Source organism: Moheibacter stercoris, from assembly GCF_040545805.1.
Classification (GTDB): Bacteria; Bacteroidota; Bacteroidia; order Flavobacteriales; family Weeksellaceae; genus Moheibacter; species Moheibacter stercoris.
The window spans coordinates 1-21,908 of record NZ_JBEPMO010000010.1; the positions used below are offsets into that span (position 1 = coordinate 1).

The following is a 21,908-nucleotide window of genomic DNA, read 5'->3' on the forward strand; positions in this document are numbered from 1 at the left end:
AGCAATTTACTAAAATTGCTTCAATTGGGAAAGCTTTGGCTTTCCTTTTTTTATTTATAAAAAAGGCTATCTCACTTTTGAGACAGCCTCTTTTTTATTTTGCTTGAAATTCAACTTTTAAGCTTTGGTAAGAGTAAAACTGAATTGAGTTCCTACTTTGTATTGGCTCTTCACTTTGATCTTTTCCCCGTGCGCTTCCAATATATGTTTTACTATAGAAAGACCTAAACCGGAACCTCCAGAATTGCGACTGCGGCTTTTATCGATTCGGTAGAAACGTTCAAAAATTCGATCCAAATGATCTTTTTTGATACCGATTCCATTGTCTTTCACGGTCGTTTTGATTTTATCACCCACCGTTTTGAAAGAAACTACCACTTCAGCTGATTCCTTTGCCGAATGATTGATGGCGTTGACAATCAAATTCGTCAATACTTGTTCAATTCGTTCAATGTCGCCCATTACACGGATTGGAATATCCAATGGATTTTCTATCGTCAAGGTTACATTGTTTTTCTGCGCCTTGATTTCCAGTAAATCAAAAACTTCACGAGTCAATGCCAAGATGTTGAAACTTTTGATGTTGATTTTTTGATTTCCCGATTCCAATTCGGTAATCATATCAAGATCTTTGACGATATAGGCCAATCTTTCAACCGATTTGTTGATGCGATTTAAGTATTTGTCGCGGATGTTTTCGTCTTCTACTCCACCTTCAATCAACGTCAAAACGTAACCTTGAATAGAAAATAAAGGTGTTTTCAATTCATGTGAAACATTCCCCAAAAATTCTCTTCGGTAATTTTCACGTTCCGTCAACAAATCAATTTCTTTGGTTTTGACGTCAGTAATAGAAGAAATTTGTTCGGACAATCCCTCGAAATTTTTGGCTGTTTCTTGAGGGTTTAAATCTGGAACCAACGAATACAATTGATTGATGTTCCATTTGGAAATCTTACGGAAAGCAAAGCTCAAAATTCCAAAAATGATGGCAAAAGGTAAGATGAATGCTAAAATCAAATTTCTCCAAATAAATTCTTTGGAAAACCAATGCATAAAACTCTGGTCAAATATGGCTGTATAAACCAACCAACTAAGAATCCATGTGAGCAAAGCCCCACAGAGAGAATATAAAAATGTATTGAACCAACGATTGGGTACTGACATCTTAGGCGTTCAATTTATACCCAACTCCTTTGATTGTGGAAAGTCGGTCGTTGCCAAATTTTTCACGTAATTTTCTGATGTGAACGTCTATGGTTCTACCTCCAACAATGACTTCATTTCCCCAGATTTTTTCCAAAATCTCATCACGTTTAAAAACTCTTTTTGGATTGGACGCCAACAAGGCTATCAATTCAAATTCTTTGCGAGGTAAGGTGAAATCTTGTCCTTGAAAAACCACTTTGTAGGTTTCACGATCAATGATGAAATCTTCTAATTCAATGAATTCTTGTCTTTCTTCGGTAGTTTTCAATCGTAAAAGCGCTTTGATTTTGCTCATCAAAACTTTGGGTTTGACAGGTTTTGTGATGTAATCATCTGCTCCTGCATCATAACCTGCTAATTGAGAAAACTCTTCTATGCGAGCAGTCAAGAAAACGATCAGTGTTTTTTTCAAGGATTCCACTTTTCGGATTTCTGAACAAGCTTCAATTCCGTCCATTTCGGGCATCATGATGTCCAACAAAATCAATTCTGGTTTTTCAATTTTGGCTTTTTTCAAACCTTCAGCACCATTATTTGCGGTAATGACTTCGTATCCTTCTTTGATCAAATTATAGGATAAGAACTCCAAAATATCGGGTTCATCATCTACCAATAGTATTTTGATTTTTTTCATGTTGAAATGCTATCGAATCCAGTGCCCAAATTTACGAGAATTATCGCAGAAAAAGGATGAATGTTTTTGTTTAACAAAGATTTAAACTTAAGTTAACCTAGTAACCTTTCCTTAATCTTTATTTAATTTTTTCGTGAATTCTGCCTCTCAATTCCTTCTGTTCTTTGCAGTGAAATATTCAACACAAAATGAAACAAGGATTTTTTATTGCATTGCTATGTTTAAGTTCCTTTTTATGGGGACAAACATCTGCAAAGATTTATGGAACTGTAAATGACTCGAATGGTTTTGGGTTAAGTAATGCCGATATTTTGATCAATGGAGGCGCAATAAATACTTTTACAGATGATGATGGGAAATTTGAAATTCCATTGGAAGCTGGGATGTACGAACTAATAATTGCAGCTTATGGATACCAAGATTTCGTTCAAAATATTCAGTTAAAAGAAGGAGAAAATATAGAAATCAATTCTCAATTAAAAAGTTTAGAAGAAGAAACAACCCAATTGTCAGAGGCAGTTATTGTTGGGCAAGTCAGCAAAGAAGGGGAAGCTTCTTTGTTAAATATTCAAAAAAATTCTGTAACCATCCAAGAAAATATAGGGATCAAAGAATTGGAACGTAAGGGAGTAAGTGATGTTGCATCTGCCGTTACCAAAGTATCGGGAATTTCAAAACAAGAAGGTTCTAGTGTTATTTACGTTCGTGGTTTGGGAGATCGTTACAATTCTACCACTATGAACGGATTGCCAATCCCGTCCAATGATCCCGAATACAAAAACATCGATTTGTCCATCTTTTCAACCGATATTTTATCCTATGTAAACATTGACAAAGTATACAACGGAAATTATTTCGGGGATTTTGCCGGTGGAAATGTCAACATCATGACCAAGCAGCATTCTGGAAAAGGATTTTTCAAATTGGGAATGACTTCTCGAGTGAATTCCAATGCGATTTCAGACAAAAACTTTCAGTTGCAATCTGGAATCAACTGGTTGGGATTTGACAAAGCAAAGAATCCAAAAAGTTTAACTCAATATGGTTTTGAAAACGGATTGAATCCTAAAAAATCGGGTGCTTTGGGTTCTGGATTTTCTATTACTACTGGAGATCGATTCAATGTGGGCGAGAAAGGAAAATTTAGTTTTTACTTGACAGCATCACATGACAATGATTTCACAAGTTACGAAGATGGATTTTTGAAATCGGGAGTCAATGCGCAAGGGGTCGTTCAGGGAAAAGATTTGACCGATTATCAAGTTTATCAATATTCGACCAATACAACCGGATTTTTGAATCTTTCTCATCAATTCAACTCCAAACAAAAACTAAGTTTCAATAGTTTATTGGTCAATTCATCAACTCAAAAATTGGAAGAAGGATCTGGTTATATGCGTGACAATGCCAACGAAGGCGGACTATTGCGCAGAGGTTCTTTTGTTCAAAATTTGGTTTGGATCAATCAATTATTGGGTGAGCATGCTTTGTCTGATCGTATGAATTTGAATTGGGCTGTTGGATATAATACAGTTCAAAGCGATATGCCCGATCGTTTCCAAAATATGGTCGAATGGAAATCTGCTCAAAATCAATACGTAATTGCCAATTCATCTGTGTCATTGAACCACCGTTATTTTCAAACGTTAAACGAAGATGAGTTTGTAGGGAATTTAGCGATGGACTGGAAATTTGCAGAATCAGATGATTCGTATAAAGGAAAACTAACGATTGGATACAATGGTCGTATCAAAAACCGTGATTTCGAAGCAATGCAATACAATCTTTCGCCTGTAGGTGGTTTGGTTTATGCAGATTTTCAAAATATGGACGGATTTTTCAATCCTCAAAACTATGTAGCGGGCTTGTTTAACATGACAACCTTCTCAGGGAAATCTTTGGATCCTCAATTTTATACGGGAGAACAATCGATTCATGGTGGTTTTGCCAATATTGAATACCAACTTTCACCAAAATTCTTTGCGGTTTTAGGTTTAAGAGGAGAATTTGTACAACAAACGGTTGCTTGGAATACTTCATTGGATCCGATGGGTGATGAAAACGAAATGGAAGAATTTCAGTTTTTACCAAGTTTGAATTTGAAATATGAAATCAATTCCAAGCAAAATTTACGCTTTGCCACAAGCAAAACCTATACGTTACCGCAATTCAAAGAAAGAGCTTTGTTCATGTATGAAGATTTAGGCGAAACCGTTTATGGATGGCCAACAACCTATGCTTCTACCGATTACAATGCCGATTTGAAATGGGAAATATTTCCGAACACAGGTGAAGTTTTTTCCGTAACGGCTTTCGGTAAATACATTGAAAATCCGATTAACAAATTTACGGTTGCGTCTTCTACAAACGATGTTTCTTACGCCAATACAGGAGATTGGGGATATGTGTTTGGAGGAGAATTAGAGATTCGTAAATCTTTATTCAAATCAGCATCCATAAATCCGGTTCAATTTACTGTGGGTGCCAATTTATCGTATGCACATACCAATCAAGAATTGAACAATGAAAAAGTATTTGAAGAAACAAAATTATCCAACGGAAGTCGTATGAATGCCAATTTCACCAATTCAGAAGATCAGTTTCAAGGGGCTTCAGAGTGGTTGGTAAACGCTGACGTAAGTTTTGTCAAAGACTGGGAAAGAGGTGGAAACTTAATGATGACCTTGGCATACAATTACTTCTCAGACCGCATCTATGCTTTGGGAACAGATGGTAGAGGAAATATCGTCGAAAAAGGTTTGGGAACATTGGATTTCATCATTCGTACCAAATTGAACCAAAACTTAGGATTTAACCTTCAAGCCAAAAACCTATTGAATCCTTCGTACGAAAGATTTCAAGAAAATAATAGTGAAACCATTTCTGTATTGAATTACAAACGCGGAATGAATTTCAGCTTTAGTATCAATTATCAATTTTAATTCACATAAAAACGTATCAAAATGAAAAAATCAGTGATCAAATTATGGAGTGTTCTTGCCATTTCAACCACCTTCTTTTTTGCAAGTTGTTCTAGTGACGACGATTCAAGCTCAAGCAACGAAAGTACTGTTGAGGTAGATGCAAACGATTTTCAAGGAACTTTTGCGGGAGAAGGAACCGATGTGGTTTTGGACCCAAGTAAAGTATATAAATTAACTGGACCTGTAAAGATTTTAGAAAATGCAACCTTAACCATTCCAGCTGGAACTAGAATTGAGGCTACGGGAGGTACAAGTGCGTATATCGCAATTGGGCAAAACGCTCAAATCTTTGTGAACGGTTCTGCAAATGCGCCAGTTGTAATGACAAGTGGAACAAATAATCCAACTCCAGGCGATTGGGGAGGATTGGTAATTTGTGGAAATGCTCCGATCAACCGTGCAGGTTCTGCCATGTCTGAAGTAGGAGATCTACCATATGGTGGAAATCTTGTTTCTGATAATTCTGGATCTATCCAATATTTACGTGTAGAATATTCGGGAGCAAACTTTACAGCTGAAAAAGAATTCAATGGAGTAAGTTTCTTTGGTGTTGGAAACGGAACAACTGTAAATTATGTTCAAGTTTACAACGGAAGTGATGATGGATTTGAATGGTTTGGAGGAACTGTTAACACAAGTAATTTGATTTCAATTGGAAACCAAGATGATCAATTCGACTGGACGGAAGGTTGGAATGGAACCAATACGAATTGGTACGCAAAAGAAGCATTCGGACAAGGAAATCGTGGAATTGAAGCAGATGGAAATGGAACCAATAATGAATTGACTCCATATTCCAATCCAACCATTACAGGATTAACTTTGATCGGAATTCCTGAAAGTGGAGAACCTCAAGGGATGAAATTAAGAGAAGGAACCCAAGGAAAATTTAGCAATGTTGTATTGGCAAATTGGGATACTGGAATTGACATTCAACACGATTTAACATTGAGCTGGATTCCTACGAATTTGTTCATAGACGGAGTGAAATTTGTCAATGTTGGAACAGTATCAAAAGGAAAAAATAGCGCGGGAGAAAGTATTGACGTGAGCAGTGCTTATACGATCAATGAAGCAGCTACAGGCGCTGGAAATGGCGTGAATTTACCATCTTGGGCTCAAGGTTGGACCAACGTTCAAGGATTATAACATTTCATTATAAATAGGACAATTTCATCTCCATGAAAAACCTATGGAGATGAAATTTTGTCTTCTTTAAATAATTGATAAATAATACTCTATAATTTCAATAGATTTATTACCTTTGCATCCTCATTTAAAAAATTGCACAATAATGAAAAAAGTTTTTACAATTTTAACTGTTTTTGCAGCATTGTCTTTGTCTGCACAAAACCTATTAGTAAACCCTAGCTTTGAAGATGGTTTAGCGCCATGGGCTGCTGGAACCCCAGGTTCTTATACTGCTCCTGAAGTATCTACTACTGGATCTCAAGACGGAAACCAACACGTTACTTATACAAATGCAACTGCAACTACAGGATTTTTTCAAAATATCCCTGTAACAGCTGGTGAAACTTATACAATCTCTTTCTGGTACAAAGCAGATGGTGATGGTACTGACGCTAGAATTTGGAGTGTATACAAAAATGCAGACAATCAAGCTGTTTATACAACTGAAGATGCTTCAACTGATGAGTTCAGAACAAACAACGGATATTTAGAAAACTCTGCAGAATGGAAATTCCACACTGCTACTATGCCAGCAGGTGATGGTGCAGTTTCTTTAGACGTTGCTTTTAGAGCTTATACTGGAAGTACAGTTTCTTTTGATAACATTGTTGCATCTGGATCTATGTCAGTTTCTGATGTAAACAATTTCAAAAACTCTGTGAAAATGAACACAGTAGTTACAGACAAATTAACATTGAAATTAGCTGAAAGATCTACAGTAAACATTTATACTGCTGAAGGTAAATTGGTTTCTTCTAACCGTGTTGACAACGGAGGAAGCATCAATACTCAAGCTTTAGCTAAAGGTTTCTACATCGTAACCGTAAGCAACGGAGCGGCTACAGTTAGTCAAAAAATCGTTAAGAAATAATTCTTATCCAATACAAGATAAAATCCCGGTTCTATTGAACCGGGATTTTTTTGATGTATCTTAAAGTTTCATTTAGATTCACAATCCTATTTAAAAATCAATCGTTGGAAACTAAGAATTTAAACGTACTAATGTGTGTGATTTCAAATTAAAAAAATAGTACAGACTCAATCGGACTACTTATTCTTAAACGGTTGCTCTTCTTTTTCGAATCAAACGATCCAACGAATATTTTCCAGGTCCTAAAAGGAAAATAACGATGTAAACTGCGGTGTAAAACAAGGATAATTCTTTGTCGCGGAATCCGTCAGCACCATGAATGACAAATCCAGCATAAAGCATCGTAATGATTAAAGGAATGGTGGCTATTCTGGTCATCAATCCAATTATGATGAAAAAGGCACATACGAATTCAGCAAATACTACCAAACCAAGTGTAGCGGTTGCGCTTATGCCAAATGGATCGACAAATTGAATGGCTTCATCTGAAAAGAACTTTTGGAACTTTCCCAAACCATGCCCATACAACATAAATCCACCTGCAATAATTCGCAAAATGAGCGCGGAAACATCAACATTCATTGTCGTCGTTCCCGAGGAAAAATAATTCAGTTTCTTCATAAAGATTTTTTGTGTAGAATAAAGGTACTAAATAATTTCTAGAATGCCGATTCAGCCTAGGAAATCCACGACGAAATCATAAAATGCTTTGGGGTTTTCTGCATGTACCCAATGACCAGAATTGGGAACCGTTTTCATTTCATAATTCGGGAAATGCTTTTGAATCAATTCTTTATCTTCTTCTAGTACATAGTTCGATTTTTCTCCGCGGATGAACAAAGTTGGATGGTTAAAAATTCCATCTGTCAAATCTCCACCAACCATTTTATCGTAGAATTCTGTTAAGGTATTCAAGTTGAATCGAAATGCATAATTTCCTTCATCAGTGTGGTAAACATTCTTCAATAAAAATTGACGCGTTCCCATGTCTGGAATATAATTTTTCAAAACATCCTCAACATCAGAACGTTTTTCAATTTGACCAAAATCTACCGAATTCAGTGCTTTTAAAATCCCTTGATGATGCGGCGGATAAGCTTTTGGCGCCATGTCTGCAACGATTAATTTCTCAACACGTTCGGGATGCTCGTAGGCAAATTCAATCACCGATCGTCCACCAAGAGAATGTCCCAATAAATAACAACTTTCGATTTGATGGTGATTCAAATAATTCAAAATATCCTCGGTCATCGCCTCAAAACTCATATCGTCTGAATGAAAACTTCTTCCGTGGTTGCGTAAATCTATCGTATGAACCGTGTAAAAAGAAGCGAATTGCTTCGCCAAGGTGGCAAAATTATCAGACTGCCCAAACAATCCATGTAAAATCAATAAATCTTTGGAAGCTGAAGTTGAATTCTCGTCTTGCGGATATATTTTGCTATGAAGGATCGAGGTCATGTATTTTTAAATTTTGTCTTTGTTAAATTATTGATATAGTGGGAAATGTTAGTTTGAAAATACTAAATTAGTAAATCGAACCTTTAAACTATTTTACAAATGAATGAAATTTTATCTCTGATTTTAGCTTTGAAATACTTGCTTCACAAGTAATGATCGGGCTATTCTCTATTTTGGCAATTTATTTTATCGTTCGTTTGCTGATGAAATTAAACAAGTATTTAAGTTACCGAAACAAACAAATTGAATCCCAAAATCGAAGTTAATCCTTAGGCTTTTCTGTTCGCTAACTCAATTCTTTTCAAATAAGCTTGAATCGTATTTTCAAAACCCATATAAATCGATTCCGAAATCAAGGCATGACCAATCGAAACTTCGGCAATTTCAGGAATTTCTCTTATAAAGAATTCCAAATTGTCTAAACTTAAATCATGTCCAGCATTGACAACCAAACCGTTTTTCAAAGCTTCGTCGGTGGTTTCTCTATACGGTTTGATTCCGTCTAAATTTCCTTTTCCGTATTCCACTGCAAAGCTTTCCGTGTACAATTCAATTCTGTCTGCGCCTGTTTTGGCAGCGCTTTCAACCAAAGCTGGATTCGGATCTAAAAAGATAGATGTTCGGATGTTGTTTCGTTTGAATTCAGAAATAATATCCGTCAAATAATCCAAATGTTTGATCGTATCCCAACCCGCATTCGAAGTCAAGGCATCTTCCGCATCGGGAACCAAAGTTACTTGATGAGGTTTCACTTCCAATACCATTTTCATGAAGGAGTCAATTGGTTTTCCTTCAATATTAAATTCAGTCGTAATTACAGGCGATAAATCATAGACGTCTTGGTAACGGATGTGGCGCTCGTCTGGTCGTGGATGAACGGTAATTCCTTCCGCTCCAAATTCTTGTGCTTTGATGGCAGCTTCTACAACATTCGGAGTATTTCCGCCTCTAGAATTACGTAGCGTTGCGATTTTATTGATGTTGACACTTAGTTTAGTCATTATTTTGTATTACAAATGGTTGTGAAATTTTTAAATCGAATTCTTTGGAAGCACTGATCAAATGGTCGAAAACATCCGATTGAATTCGTTCAAAATCTACCATATCAGCAGATGTCGTAAAACACATGATTTCCAAAGGCATTCCTTGGGCGGTTTGTTCCAATTGTCTGACGATTATCTTGTCTGATTTGGAAATATCGGGACGGTTGCTTAAATAATTTTCAGCATACTTGCGAAAAACTCCAATATTGGTCAATTGTCTTCCATTGATTATGTAATCTTTGTTGACAACTGTTTTATTGCTTGAATTGATTTCTTCTAATTTCAATTGAAGATAGGAGCTGATCAAATCGATTTTTTGAAATTTCTCCAACATTTCAGGTGTGCAAAATTGAAACGAATTTACATTGAAGAAAATCGATCGTTTGATTCGTTTCGTATTGGTTTGAATCATCGCAGAATGATTCGTCACCTCTGAAGCAATCAAATCATAGGTTGGAACCGTTGAAATCGTTTTGTCGAAATTTTCAATTTTGGTGATGGCCAAGTTGATTTCCTTTACAATTCCTTCAATATGGTATTTCGATACAGAAACCCAATCGCCAACTTTGATCGAACGAGAGGAAGAAATTTGAAGTCCCGAAACAAATCCCAAAATGGAATCTCTAAAGATTAATAAAACCACAGCGGTCAAGGCCCCTAAAACCGTTAAGATGCTACTTGCCTCGGTGTCAATCAAGGTGGCGATGAAATAAATCGCCCCAAAGAACCCAGCAAATATTTTGATCATCTGACCAAAGGTTCTCACCCCAACTGTTGTGTGAGATTCATGATCATCGTTGATTTCTATAACTGCATCAATCACACGGTAAATTAAACGAAGCAATAATAAAATGGTCAACAAACTAATTGCTTTGTCCATCAATCCATCAATTCCTTGGTAGCGCTGGAACACATACGGATTGATGTCAATCAATAAGTTTAAGGTGATGAAATGCAAAACAGTTCTGAAGACCTTTTTTTCATAGAATTTTTTAACCCAACTGAAACGTAATTTGTTGGAAATAACACGAAAAATGTAGCCAAATATCTTTTGGAGAATTACGTCAACCAAGTACAAAGCCAAAATCCAGAAAAGTACTTCAATGAAGGGGAATAAGGATTTGTTGATGGTATCCCCCGAAAAATCTCTGATGTATTTTCGTACAGTTCGAGCTAGATTTCGAAAAAATTCGTTGGTGTATAATTTGGCTGTTTCGTCAAACACAGGTTTAAATTTTAAAGGGCAAATTTAAGCCATTCTACCTAATTTTAATGGTAAATATATCCTAAAAACCTTTTACCTTTACTCTATGGACGATTTGATCATAAAAATTCTATTTGCCTTGGCCATGTTTGTGGGTTTTTTAGGCGCATTCTTACCTGTTTTGCCTGGCTCAATCCTTGCTTTTGGTTCTTTATTTTTGGCGAAAATCCTAGGATTTTCAGAAATCAGTTGGTGGGTAATTTCCATTTTTGGATTCTTTACCATTTTGGGAATTATTCTGGACTATCTCGTGCCCATTGTCGCTACCAAAAAAATGGGTGGTTCACGCTATGGTGTTATCGGGATGTTAATTGGTTTGGTAGTCGGAATTGTTTTTGCGCCTTTTGGGTTAATATCGATTATCCTAGCACCTTTTTTAGGAGCTTTGATAGGCGAATTGATGTACGATCGCAAAAGTCATAAACGTGCCTTGATTTCGGCTTTGGGTTCTGTGGTTGGTTATCTTTTAACGAGCGGATACGGAATGATGTTGTCCATGGCAATTTTAGCGGTTTTCCTATGGAAAGATGTTTTTTAGATCAAAACAGTTCGGTTTGGGTCAAACTCTTTTCCAATTCCAATAAAAATTTCTTTCGATGAAGACCACCCGCGTATCCGGTTAAACTTCCATCTTTTCCAATTACACGATGACAAGGAATTAGAATCGAGATTGGATTTTTCCCATTGGCAGATGCTGCAGCACGAATGACTTTTTCGTCACCTAAACTTTTAGCCATATCCAAGTAAGAAATTGTTTTTCCAAAAGGAATTTTTTGAAGTTCATCCCAAACTTTTTGTTGAAATTGCGTTCCTTTTGGGCGTAATTGATAGTCGAAATTCCAATGGCCTAATTGAAAATAAGAATCTAAATCGGATTTCAGTTTTGAAGCGAATTCACTTTGGTAAAAAGTTTCCTCTGGTTCCACCTCAGAAAACAAGATAGAATGTATAGAATCTTCATCTCCTTGTATTTCCATCCAACCAATTGGTGATTTATATTTTGATGTAAAATTCATTAATTCAAATATTTGTTGTATATTTGCAACGAATTTAAGGAGAAAAACTGTGAAAGAGAGCCCGTAGCTCTCTTTTTTGTTCTGTCATATGAATCAAGAATTAGTAAAAAAATTAATAGACGAAGCAATAGAGGAAAATCCGATGTTGTTTTTGGTAGAATGGAAAATTTCAGGGGATAACCACATTGAAATTTTGGTAGATGGTGACGAAGGATTGTCCATTGATGAAATCGTGAGAATCAGTCGTCATGTTGAACATAATTTGGATAGAGAAGAAGCAGATTTTTCATTGAATGTTTCTTCGGCCGGTGTTGGAAGTCCACTTGTAATGCCACGTCAATACAAGAAGAACATAGGCAGAACCTTGAAGATTACGCGCGTAGATGGTGGGAAAGATATGGAAGGAGAATTGATTTCTGCCGACGATCAATCCATCGAATTAAAATGGGAAGCTCGCGAGCCCAAACCTATTGGAAAAGGAAAACATACTGTTGAGAAACAGGAGAAAATAGACTATACAGAGATAAAAAAAGCAATTGTAAAAATCACTTTTTAAAACTATATAAAATGGATAATATAGCATTGATTGAATCATTTGGTGATTTCAAAGATGAAAAAAACATAGACCGTATCACGCTTATGGCGATTTTGGAGGAATCCTTACAAAGCGTTTTAAGAAAAAAATACGGTTCAGACGATAACTTTGATGTAATTGTCAATCCAGACAAAGGTGACTTAGAAATTTGGCACAACCGTATTGTGGTAGAAGATGGAATGGCGGAAGATGATAGTGCGGAAATTGAATTATCTGCAGCACGAAAAATCGAGCCAGATTTTGAGGTTGGAGAAGAGGTGTCAGAGCCTGTTATGTTGAAGGATTTAGGTCGTCGTGCAATTTTGGCTTTACGTCAAAACTTGGTGGCAAAAGTGATGGAGCATGATAACGCAAATCTTTATGAGCGTTTCAGAGAAATGGAAGGAGAGATCATTTCAGGTGAAGTTCACCACATCCGTCAAAAACATATTATTGTGATGGATGAAGATCAAAACGAAATGATTTTGCCTAGAGAAAATCAAATTCCTTCTGATTTCTTCCGCAAAGGAGAATCTGTACGTGCAGTAGTAGACGAAGTGAAATTGAAAGGAATCAAGCCTCAGATTATTTTGTCTAGAACATCACCTAAATTCTTAGAAAAATTATTTGAAACGGAAATTCCTGAAATCTTTGACGGTATTATTACGATCAAAGGTGTAGTGAGAATTCCAGGTGAAAAAGCGAAAGTGGCGGTAGAATCTTACGATGACAGAATTGATCCAGTTGGAGCTTGTGTCGGAATGAAAGGATCTCGTATTCACACCATCGTTCGCGAATTGAAAAATGAAAACATTGACGTCATCAATTATACCAATAATTTACAATTATACATTGCCAGAGCTTTGAGTCCTGCTAAAATTTCCAGAATGGAAGTGGATGAGGATGAAAAGAAAGTAACCGTTTTTGTAAAGCCAGAAGAAGTTTCCAAAGCAATCGGAAAAAATGGACACAACGTTCGTTTGGCTGGGAAATTATTAGGAATGGAAATTGATGTCTTTAGAGATATCCCACAAGATGAAGATGTGGAATTAGCAGAATTCAGTGATGAAATCGACGGATGGGTAATTGAAGCTTTCCAAAAAATCGGATTGGATACAGCACGTAGCATTTTGGAACAAGATGTCAACGATTTAGTGTCTCGTACCGATTTGGAAGAGGAAACCATCCACGAAGTCATCAGAATTTTACGCGAAGAATTAGAAGATTAATCGTGACAAAAAATTTAAAACCGCACTAAATTTAGATTTAGTACATTTGCAAACTGAAAAATCCAAATCATTTTATGTCGGAAACGATAAGATTAAATAAAGTTTTAAAAGAATTAAACATTTCAATTGATCGCGCAGTAGATTTTTTGAGTGAAAAAGGCATTCAAGTTGAGCGTACTCCCAATACGAAAATCAATCAAGATACCTATGGGATTTTGATTAAAGAATTTCAATCAGATGCGAAACAAAAAGCTGCTTCAGAAGAAGTAGTTATCAACAAAATTCCAGAAAGGAAGCCTGAACCTCCAAAAAAAGAAGAACCAGCGCCGAAGCCAGCTCCAGTAGAAAAAGTCATCACGACCAAAGTAGAACTAGAAGGGCCGAAGACAATTGGGAAAATTGATTTGGATCAATTCAAATCGCCAAAAGCGAAAGAAGAAAAACAGCCAGAGCCAAAAGAACCAGTTGCTGAAAAACCTGCGAAAGTTGAAGCGGAACCAAAACCTGTTGTGGAAGAAATCAAAAAGGTTGAGGAGAAACCCGTGGAAACTATCCAAGAACCAGTAGTTGAAAAAGCTCCGGTAGTGGAAGTGAAAAAAGAAGAAAAAATTGAGAAGCCTGCTGAAGTGGAAAAACCAAAAGTTGTCCAATCAGAAAAACCAGCTGAATCAAAAGCTCCTTCTACACCTCCAGTTGCTGAAACTCCAGTTCAATCTGATGAGCCCGTGAAAATCGAGACCAAATACCAAAAATTGGATGGTCCAAACTTTACAGGTAAAAAATTGGATTTGTCTGAATTTGAAAAAGACAAAAAACTTGCAGAAGATCGTAAAGAGAAACAAAAGCAAGAAAAAGAAAATAAAAAGAAACGTAAACGAATTCGTAAGGATGTTAAGTTAGACGATACCAAACCGAACAATGGTAATGGTGGAAATAACCAAAATAACAACCAATCGAATAATAACAACAACCGTAACCACCACAACAATAGAGGCGGCCAAAATCGTCCAGGAGGTGGACATGGTCACGGGAATCAAGGTCATGGAGGTCAAAGAAGACAACCAGCAGAATTGACCGATGAGCAAGTTTCAAAACAAATCAAGGAAACCCTTGAGAAGTTAACCAATAAAGGGGTTAAATCCAAAGCGTCTAAACATAGAAGAGATAAACGTAAGGAACGTCGTGAAATGGAAGCCATGGAAATGGAAGCCATGGAAAGAGACAACACTTTGAACGTAACCGAATTCGTTACAGTTAACGAATTGGCTAGTTTGATGGATGTTGCCGTGACGGAAGTTATTTCGGCTTGTATGTCTTTGGGTATCATGGTAACCATGAACCAACGTTTGGAAGCAGATACCATTCAATTGGTAGCAGACGATTTCGGATTTGATGTTGTGTTTAGCAATGTTGAGGAAGATTTAGAAATCGAAGATCAAGCAGAAGACAATCCAGAAGATTTAGTGGTTAGAGCGCCAATTGTAACAGTGATGGGGCACGTTGACCATGGTAAAACGTCCTTACTGGACTACATCCGTAAAGCAAACGTTATTGCGGGTGAATCTGGAGGAATCACACAGCACATTGGTGCCTATAATGTTCAATTGGAAAATGGTCAAAAAATCGCTTTCTTGGATACACCAGGTCACGAAGCCTTTACGGCGATGCGTGCTCGTGGTGCTCAAGTAACCGATATTGCGATTATTGTAATTGCGGCAGATGACCAAGTAATGCCTCAAACAAAAGAGGCAATTAGTCACGCTCAAGCAGCAGAAGTTCCATTGATTTTTGCGATTAACAAAATTGATAAGCCAACGGCTAATCCTGATAAAGTAAAAGAGCAATTGGCCAATATGAACTTGTTGGTAGAAGAATGGGGCGGATCAATTCAATCCCAAGATATTTCTGCAAAACAAGGATTAAATGTTGACGAATTATTGGAAAAAGTCTTGTTGGAAGCTGAGGTATTGGAACTAAAAGCCAATCCAAAACGTTTGGCAACAGGAACGGTAGTAGAAGCAGCCTTGGATAAAGGTAGAGGATATGTTTCCACAATTTTGGTTCAAAACGGAACCTTACGTGTAGGAGACTATTTAGTAGCAGGAAGTAATCATGGTAAAGTTCGTGCAATGTTGGACGAAAGAGGAAACCAAGTAAAAGAAGCGGGCCCTTCAACTCCAGTAACCATTTTAGGTTTGGACGGAGCGCCAACCGCAGGGGATAAATTCCGTGTATACGAAGATGAGAGAGAAGCGAAACAAGTTGCGACCAAACGTGAGCAATTGCAACGTGAACAAACCATCCGTACTCAGAAACATATTACCTTGGATGAGATCGGACGTCGTATTGCATTGGGTGATTTCAAAGAATTGAACATTATCTTGAAAGGTGACGTGGATGGTTCTGTTGAAGCATTGACAGACTCATTACAGAAATTGTCTACAGAAGAAATTCATATCAACATCCTTCACAAAGGAGTTGGACAAATTACCGAATCTGACGTATTGTTGGCAAGTGCATCTGATGCGATTGTGATTGGATTCAACGTTCGTCCAGGAGTTTCAGCCAAAGAAATTGCAGATCGTGAAGAAATCGAAATCAGAAATTACTCCATTATTTACGACGCCATCAATGATGTGAAAGAAGCAATGGAAGGTATGTTATCTCCAGAATTGAAAGAACAAGTTATTGGTAACATCGAAATCCGTGAAACTTTCAAAGTTTCAAAAGTAGGTACGATTGCAGGTTGTATGGTATTGGATGGAAAAGTAACACGTAATTCAAAAATCCGTTTGATTCGAGAAGGTGTCGTGGTTCATGAAGGTGAATTGGCAAGTTTGAAACGTTTCAAAGATGATGTGAAAGAGGTTACCAAAGGATATGAATGTGGTTTAAATATTAAGAACTACAATGACATCCGTGAATACGATATCATCGAAGCATACGAAACGGTTGAGGTTAAAAAGAAATTGAAATAATAACGAATTCTTATTAACTTTACTTTTATGAAAAACCTCCTTATACTTTTGCTTTGTGTTTTTTGCCAATTAACTATTGCGCAGGAAACCCCGAAAAAACAACATATATTTTTCGGTACCTTTAGTGGTAATGGTTCAGTTGGATTTGCGACACCAACCAAAGGTGATGTTCAAGGATCTATGTATATATTTCCTGAATTTTCTCCGGCAAAGGTAGGAGGTGAAATGCAAGTTTTCACTGTTCGATACAATGCATTCAAAGATCTAATGGAATTCAAAGACAATGACAATATTTTTGAATACTATCCCAATGTAAATGATAAAGAGTTTCTTTTAGTTGGGATCAATAAAAAGTACCATTATTTGACGTATCAAACCAAAGATGGAAGATCAAATAATGGATATCTGTTGGAATTGTATGCAGGGAAAGGCAATCGTTTATTGAAAAGAGAACGTATAAAATTTGTTGAAGGTCAAGTTTCAAAAACTGGATATGACCGAACAATTCCAGATAAATATATAAAAGAAAATGACGTTTTATTTGTACAATTTGGAGAGGGACAAATTCTTGAAATTCCTACATCACGCAAAGAATTTTTAAAAATATTTGGCGAGAATGAATCCAAGGTAAACCAATTGATTAAGTCAGAGGGGTATTCATTTAAAGATGAAAAAGATATTATTAAAATATTGAATTCATTGTAAAGAATTAAAATTTTATAATTTACAAAATCTGCTTAAAGTAATTTAAGCAGATTTTTTTTGTCCCATCCCTCAATTTTTAAGGAAATATTAGGAAATTTTAATAAAAAATTAGACTTTTGTCCATTAATGTTATAAAATAAAAGTATGAGGACAAAATTTACATTTTTATGTTCACTTTTTCTGCTATTTGCAGTTCAAGTGATTTTTGCTCAAGTTACAGGTACAGTTCAAGATGACTATGGACCTGTGGCAGATGCTGAAATCACCGTAATGGGAAGTGACGCAGTTTCGACAACTGATGAAAATGGAAACTTTACAATTGATGCCAAAGTTGGCGATGTTTTGGTTGTGGTCGATGCAATCGGTACTTCACAAGATTTTAAAGTTACCAAAGCAAAAATGGGCGTAATGAAAATGGGCTCTATGCTAATTTTACCAGAAGTTACAATCGTTGGAGGTATCAAAATGGATGCTGCTCAAAAAGTAGGATCTTATGATGTTGTTTCTAAAGAACATTTTGAATCAACTCCGTTTTCATCTGTTGATGATGTATTAAATGGACGTGTTGCGGGTTTAACCTTTTCATCAGCAAGTGGTGATCCAGGTTCTTCCAACATGGTTTTGATTCGTGGAGTTTCTTCCTTAACTGGTTCTCCAAATCCATTGTATGTAATTGATGGAGTTGTAGTAGGTAAAGGAGCAGATAATGCAGCAATGATGGAATCATGGAATCCATTAGCGGCATTAGATCCAAACGCAATTGAATCGGTTTCAGTTTTGAAAGATGCATCTGCTACAGCACTTTATGGTGCGAGAGGAGCGAATGGTGTTATCATCGTTAAAACGAAACAAGGGAAATTCAATCAAAAAACAAGATTTAGTTTTTCAACTGAAATGGCGATTCAAGATCGTGCATTTGAGAGTTTGAAATTATTGAATGGAGATGAGTACATTAAATACGGAAGTATGTTGATGTGGAACTCTCAACAAGGAAACGGTTTACCTGCTTCTGTAAGTTTCGCTACATTGGATGAAGCTAGAGCATACTATTTGAATACGTATGAGCCTCAATACCAGGTGGGTGATCAGTATACAGATTGGACAGACGCTGTAACGCGTAATCTTGCGATGGTAAAAACCTACAATTTCTCAGCTGAAGGAGGAGGTGAAAATACTTCATTCCGTTTAGGAGGTTCTTACTATGAAAACAAACCTTGGGTACGTGATGGTTTATTTAACCGTATCAGTTTAAACTCTGCTATTGATCACAAAGCGAGCGATCGTTTACGCTTTGGTATTAACGTTAACTATAGTAACATTGATAGACAAACTTATGCTGGTGGTAGAGCTTCTGCAAACCCAGTTAACTCTGCTATTATGTTGTCTCCATTGCGTGCAATCTACAATCCAGATGGAACCTATAACCAAGAATTAGGTTACTTAAACACCAATGACTATACACCAGGATTTAACCCAGTTGGAGTTCAAGATGGTACAGATGAAAACGCAACAATCAACACTGTGATTGGGTCGGTTAATGCTGACTGGGAATTTGTAGATAACTTTTATTTCAACTCATTATATGGTGCTCAATACCAATGGATGAAAGAAACTAGATTAATTGATAGCTACATCCCAATGTTTACTTTGTCTTTGGACGGAAAAGGTTTCTATGAAGACAATAGAACACAAATGTTAGACTGGAACTGGTCAAACACTGTTAGTTACCGTAATATTTTCAAAGACAAACATGATGTTCAAGTCTATTTAGGAATGGAATACCAAGATCATACTTATGATCGTTTAAGTGCTTTTACCTATGGTATGACAAGAGATCTTCCATATTTTTCATTCTCTGACGAAGAAATTTTTACTGGAAATACTGATTTGAGATGGACTCAGATTTCTTATTTCTCACGTTTGAACTATTCATTTGATAACCGTTATACAATTTCTGGACAATTCAGAAGAGATGGTAACTCAACGCTTGGAGCAAAAAACAAATGGGGTAACTTCTGGTCAGTAGGAGCAGCTTGGAATTTACATAATGAAGATTTCATGACAGATGCTTTATCTACTTTCACTTTAAGAGGATCTTATGGTGTTTTAGGAAACATTCCATATGCAGACCAATGGGGAAGTCAATATGACGCATTGGAATTAATTGGTTACGGAAATACAACTGGATGGGGAGGTAACTCAGGTACAGGTGGAATTTCTTATCCAGGAAATAGCGCATTGGGTTGGGAAGAGTCTAAACACCTTGATATTGGTATTGATTTAGGATTTTTCAACAACCGTTTAAAAATTACAGCAGATTATTATAACAAAATTACCGATGGAGCTATTTTTGGTATGAGCCCAGCTGTTGAAACAGGAGCAGGTAGCTTTAATGGAAATGCTGCAACTTTGGACAACAAAGGATTTGAATTGTCAGTTGATGCAACGATTATCAATACTGAAAAATTCAAATGGTTCTTGAATGCAAATGGATCTTTCCAAGAAACATTCGTAGACAAATTATACCAAGATTTGGTAACATTTGAATCTGACGATGCTGGTGCGGCTGATAATGCATTGGTTGCTTTGGCTCCAGGACATTTATTAGGTGAGTACTACACCATTGCTTGGGGGGGTATCAATGAAAATGGTGAAGCATGGTATTGGACAGATGAAACAAAAACTGAAAAAACTACCAACAAAGCAGATGCAAGCAAAATGTGGTTTGGTAAAAACTCTTTCCCTCGTTATACTGCCGGAATTAGTTCAGATTTCTCTTACAAAAATATTTCATTGAGCTTCTTGTTCTCAGGACAATTTGATTTCTATGTACACAATGGTGTTCACTCTTATACGATTCATGATGGTCGTTTCCCAACAAGAAACCAAATCAGAGAAGCATTGTATGATAGCTGGACAGATGCTCCAGGAATGGAAAACTTCGATGCTTCCAATCCAAAAGCAACTTTAGGAAATTTAAGTGAGTCTCGTTTGGAATCATCTCGTTTCATGAAAAAGGGTGACCACATTCGTTTGAAAGATTTGAAAATTGCCTATACGTTTGGTGACTTATTTAACAAAGCATCTGGATTAAACAAATTGTCTATTTATTTTAGAGGAACTAACTTATGGACATATGCATTTGATAAAGATTTGAACTTTGACCCAGAATCTAACTCTAACTCTTGGTCATGGATTGGAAAAGGAAGATATTGGTATGCTGCACCAGTATTGAGAACATATTCATTAGGTGTTCAAATTGACTTTTAATTAAAAGAATTATGAAAAAAATATTATTAACAGTATTGGCCGTATTTTCTTTGCAGTTCATGAATTCATGTTCTGATGAAGAATTGGATATTGTGCCATCCTATTTAGACACGCTTGATTCAATTGATACTGAAGAGAAGTTACAACAGTTTTTAAATGGAGCTTATTTAAGAACAACAAGTGTAAGTGCATTTGGAGCTGAAGCTCTATTCTTTGGAGATTTATTGTCTGACCAAATGTTTGCATCTTCTTATTTGAATACGTCAAATTTCAATTACAATATGTACGTCAATGACTTTAGTATTTACGGAACATTGTACGCTGCAATTTTGAATTGTAATTTGGTTATCAATAACACATTGGTTGAATCTAATCCAAATGTTGAAAGAATTAAAGCAGAGGCTAAAATCTTAAGAGGTTTCCTGTATTTGCATTTAATTAATTCTTATGCTGCAACTCCATCTTCTGGTGTAAACCAAGAATTTGGTGTGCCAATTATGATTGGTGATTATGATGTCACTGCTCAACCAGCAAGAAATACAGTAGATGAGGTATATGCGCAAATTATTTCTGATTTAGAAGCAGGTGTTGCAGGTGCTTATGATGCTCCTGAGTACAAAAATTATTTGAGCAAAACAGCTGCTAAATTATTATTGTCAAGAGCTTATTTGACAAGAAAAGCTCCTGGAGATGCTGAAAGAGCATTGCAATATGCTTCTGAGATTGTCAATAACTCTCCTTCTGTTTTCGCTCCAATTTCATCTGAAAACTACGTGGATTATTTCAACCATTTAGAAAGTGCTAAAACAGAAAATCAACCTGAAACAATTTGGGAATTGGATTTAACAACCAATAACGCATCAAGTTCAGGAATTGGTTCTAATTTGTCTTTGGCAAGTTATTATGAAAGAATTGGAACAAGAAGATCTTTCTTGTTTACCCAAACTTTCCATAATTCATTTGCAGATACTGATGTAAGAAAAGGTTTATTTACTTCACAAGGTGTTCCTGCAACTGACGATCCAAAAGGTTTATGGACGACTAAATGGACAAGAAATTCAGAGGCTGGACCATTTTTACGTGATATCAAAATTTTACGTTTCGCTGAAGCTCAGTTAAACAGAATTGAAGCTTTGTATTTAACAGGACAAAATGCGCAAGCATTGGCTGAATTGAATGCATTTGCTGCTTCTAGAGGAGGTTCTGCTTATTCAGGTTCTGATTTGTTAAACGATATCTTAACGGAAAGATACAAAGAGTTCTTTGCTGAAGGACATAGATTCTATGACTTGAAAAGACACAATTTACCTATTGTAAGAACTACTAACTGTACAGTTTGTAGTTTACCTGCTGGTGATTTACGTTTTGTATTTCCTATGGATGAAGGAGTCTTAAATGCAAACAGTAATTTAACTCAATATCCTGGATATTAATAACAATAAAAAGGATTAAAATCTATAAAAAGCCACCTCTTTTTGA

At 36.3% G+C, this 21,908-nt stretch carries 17 protein-coding genes; 10 read left to right on the forward strand and 7 right to left on the reverse strand.

Features of this window, described 5'->3' with window-relative positions; all coding sequences use genetic code 11:
- Positions 1–117 precede the first annotated feature (117 nt).
- Together ABID46_RS08975 and ABID46_RS08980 are read right to left on the reverse strand one after the other, a co-directional pair.
- Positions 118–1,167, reverse strand: coding sequence for a sensor histidine kinase (locus ABID46_RS08975; protein WP_354509246.1), 1,050 nt, complete (start codon positions 1,165–1,167; stop codon positions 118–120).
- A 1-nt stretch (position 1,168) separates the two neighbouring features.
- Positions 1,169–1,843 (reverse strand): response regulator transcription factor, encoded by a 675-nt coding sequence (locus ABID46_RS08980; RefSeq protein WP_354509248.1) that lies wholly within the window; start codon positions 1,841–1,843, stop codon positions 1,169–1,171.
- 188 nt (positions 1,844–2,031) lie between these two features.
- Here ABID46_RS08980 and ABID46_RS08985 point away from each other — a divergent pair, with 188 nt between their 5' ends.
- From ABID46_RS08985 to ABID46_RS08995, 3 genes are all read left to right on the forward strand, one after another.
- Positions 2,032–4,785, forward strand: coding sequence for a carboxypeptidase-like regulatory domain-containing protein (locus ABID46_RS08985; protein ID WP_354509250.1), 2,754 nt, complete (start codon positions 2,032–2,034; stop codon positions 4,783–4,785).
- 21 nt (positions 4,786–4,806) lie between these two features.
- Positions 4,807–5,976, forward strand: a complete 1,170-nt coding sequence (locus ABID46_RS08990; RefSeq protein ID WP_354509252.1) for a beta-helix domain-containing protein — start codon at positions 4,807–4,809, stop codon at positions 5,974–5,976.
- 145 nt (positions 5,977–6,121) lie between these two features.
- Entirely contained in the window at positions 6,122–6,889 is a 768-nt protein-coding gene (locus ABID46_RS08995) for a carbohydrate binding domain-containing protein (protein ID WP_354509254.1), read from the forward strand.
- 186 nt (positions 6,890–7,075) lie between these two features.
- Here the strand turns inward: ABID46_RS08995 and ABID46_RS09000 are convergent, their stop codons facing one another.
- The 4 genes from ABID46_RS09000 to ABID46_RS09015 form a co-directional block, all read right to left on the reverse strand.
- Complete coding sequence (locus ABID46_RS09000; RefSeq protein WP_354509256.1) at positions 7,076–7,510, reverse strand: DoxX family protein; 435 nt, start codon at positions 7,508–7,510, stop codon at positions 7,076–7,078.
- Between the two features lie 51 nt (positions 7,511–7,561).
- The gene (locus tag ABID46_RS09005) at positions 7,562–8,350 is read right to left on the reverse strand and encodes an alpha/beta fold hydrolase (protein ID WP_354509258.1); all 789 of its coding nucleotides are present in this window, start codon (positions 8,348–8,350) and stop codon (positions 7,562–7,564) included.
- 269 nt (positions 8,351–8,619) lie between these two features.
- The gene (locus tag ABID46_RS09010; protein WP_354509260.1) at positions 8,620–9,351 is read right to left on the reverse strand and encodes a pyridoxine 5'-phosphate synthase; all 732 of its coding nucleotides are present in this window, start codon (positions 9,349–9,351) and stop codon (positions 8,620–8,622) included.
- Positions 9,344–10,618, reverse strand: coding sequence for a mechanosensitive ion channel family protein (locus ABID46_RS09015; protein ID WP_354509262.1), 1,275 nt, complete (start codon positions 10,616–10,618; stop codon positions 9,344–9,346). Before ABID46_RS09015 ends, ABID46_RS09010 begins: the two co-directional genes overlap by 8 nt.
- Before the next feature lie 85 nt (positions 10,619–10,703).
- Between ABID46_RS09015 and ABID46_RS09020 the strand changes: the two genes are divergently transcribed.
- Positions 10,704–11,195 (forward strand): DUF456 domain-containing protein, encoded by a 492-nt coding sequence (locus ABID46_RS09020; RefSeq protein WP_354509264.1) that lies wholly within the window; start codon positions 10,704–10,706, stop codon positions 11,193–11,195.
- 1 nt (position 11,196) lies between these two features.
- Here the strand turns inward: ABID46_RS09020 and ABID46_RS09025 are convergent, their stop codons facing one another.
- Positions 11,197–11,673 carry a methylated-DNA--[protein]-cysteine S-methyltransferase gene (locus tag ABID46_RS09025; protein WP_354509266.1) on the reverse strand — a complete coding sequence of 159 codons (477 nt, stop codon included), beginning with the start codon at positions 11,671–11,673 and terminating at the stop codon, positions 11,197–11,199.
- An 88-nt stretch (positions 11,674–11,761) separates the two neighbouring features.
- Between ABID46_RS09025 and rimP the strand changes: the two genes are divergently transcribed.
- The 6 genes from rimP (at position 11,762) to ABID46_RS09055 (ending at position 21,862) form a co-directional block, all read left to right on the forward strand.
- Positions 11,762–12,229, forward strand: coding sequence for a ribosome assembly cofactor RimP (rimP, locus tag ABID46_RS09030; protein ID WP_354509268.1), 468 nt, complete (start codon positions 11,762–11,764; stop codon positions 12,227–12,229).
- A gap of 11 nt (positions 12,230–12,240) precedes the next feature.
- A complete protein-coding gene (nusA, locus tag ABID46_RS09035) occupies positions 12,241–13,476 on the forward strand; it encodes a transcription termination factor NusA (RefSeq protein WP_354509270.1) in 1,236 nt (411 codons plus the stop codon).
- A 74-nt stretch (positions 13,477–13,550) separates the two neighbouring features.
- Complete coding sequence (gene infB, locus ABID46_RS09040) at positions 13,551–16,454, forward strand: translation initiation factor IF-2 (RefSeq protein WP_354509272.1); 2,904 nt, start codon at positions 13,551–13,553, stop codon at positions 16,452–16,454.
- 27 nt (positions 16,455–16,481) lie between these two features.
- Entirely contained in the window at positions 16,482–17,159 is a 678-nt protein-coding gene (locus ABID46_RS09045; RefSeq protein WP_354509274.1) for a hypothetical protein, read from the forward strand.
- Positions 17,160–17,303: 144 nt separating this feature from the next.
- Complete coding sequence (locus tag ABID46_RS09050) at positions 17,304–20,429, forward strand: SusC/RagA family TonB-linked outer membrane protein (RefSeq protein WP_354509276.1); 3,126 nt, start codon at positions 17,304–17,306, stop codon at positions 20,427–20,429.
- An 11-nt stretch (positions 20,430–20,440) separates the two neighbouring features.
- A complete protein-coding gene (locus tag ABID46_RS09055; protein WP_354509278.1) occupies positions 20,441–21,862 on the forward strand; it encodes a RagB/SusD family nutrient uptake outer membrane protein in 1,422 nt (473 codons plus the stop codon).
- Positions 21,863–21,908: the final 46 nt, after the last annotated feature.

Coding starts and splice junctions, on each gene's coding strand:
- ABID46_RS08985 (WP_354509250.1), top strand. CDS start 2,032: ATGAAACAAGGATTTTTTATTGCATTGCTATGTTTAAGTTCCTTTTTA.
- ABID46_RS09050 (WP_354509276.1), top strand. CDS start 17,304: ATGAGGACAAAATTTACATTTTTATGTTCACTTTTTCTGCTATTTGCA.
- ABID46_RS09000 (WP_354509256.1), bottom strand. CDS start 7,510: ATGAAGAAACTGAATTATTTTTCCTCGGGAACGACGACAATGAATGTT.
- ABID46_RS09020 (WP_354509264.1), top strand. CDS start 10,704: ATGGACGATTTGATCATAAAAATTCTATTTGCCTTGGCCATGTTTGTG.
- rimP (WP_354509268.1), top strand. CDS start 11,762: ATGAATCAAGAATTAGTAAAAAAATTAATAGACGAAGCAATAGAGGAA.
- ABID46_RS08980 (WP_354509248.1), bottom strand. CDS start 1,843: ATGAAAAAAATCAAAATACTATTGGTAGATGATGAACCCGATATTTTG.
- ABID46_RS09010 (WP_354509260.1), bottom strand. CDS start 9,351: ATGACTAAACTAAGTGTCAACATCAATAAAATCGCAACGCTACGTAAT.
- ABID46_RS09025 (WP_354509266.1), bottom strand. CDS start 11,673: ATGAATTTTACATCAAAATATAAATCACCAATTGGTTGGATGGAAATA.
- ABID46_RS08975 (WP_354509246.1), bottom strand. CDS start 1,167: ATGTCAGTACCCAATCGTTGGTTCAATACATTTTTATATTCTCTCTGT.
- ABID46_RS08990 (WP_354509252.1), top strand. CDS start 4,807: ATGAAAAAATCAGTGATCAAATTATGGAGTGTTCTTGCCATTTCAACC.
- ABID46_RS08995 (WP_354509254.1), top strand. CDS start 6,122: ATGAAAAAAGTTTTTACAATTTTAACTGTTTTTGCAGCATTGTCTTTG.
- ABID46_RS09045 (WP_354509274.1), top strand. CDS start 16,482: ATGAAAAACCTCCTTATACTTTTGCTTTGTGTTTTTTGCCAATTAACT.
- infB (WP_354509272.1), top strand. CDS start 13,551: ATGTCGGAAACGATAAGATTAAATAAAGTTTTAAAAGAATTAAACATT.
- nusA (WP_354509270.1), top strand. CDS start 12,241: ATGGATAATATAGCATTGATTGAATCATTTGGTGATTTCAAAGATGAA.
- ABID46_RS09055 (WP_354509278.1), top strand. CDS start 20,441: ATGAAAAAAATATTATTAACAGTATTGGCCGTATTTTCTTTGCAGTTC.
- ABID46_RS09005 (WP_354509258.1), bottom strand. CDS start 8,350: ATGACCTCGATCCTTCATAGCAAAATATATCCGCAAGACGAGAATTCA.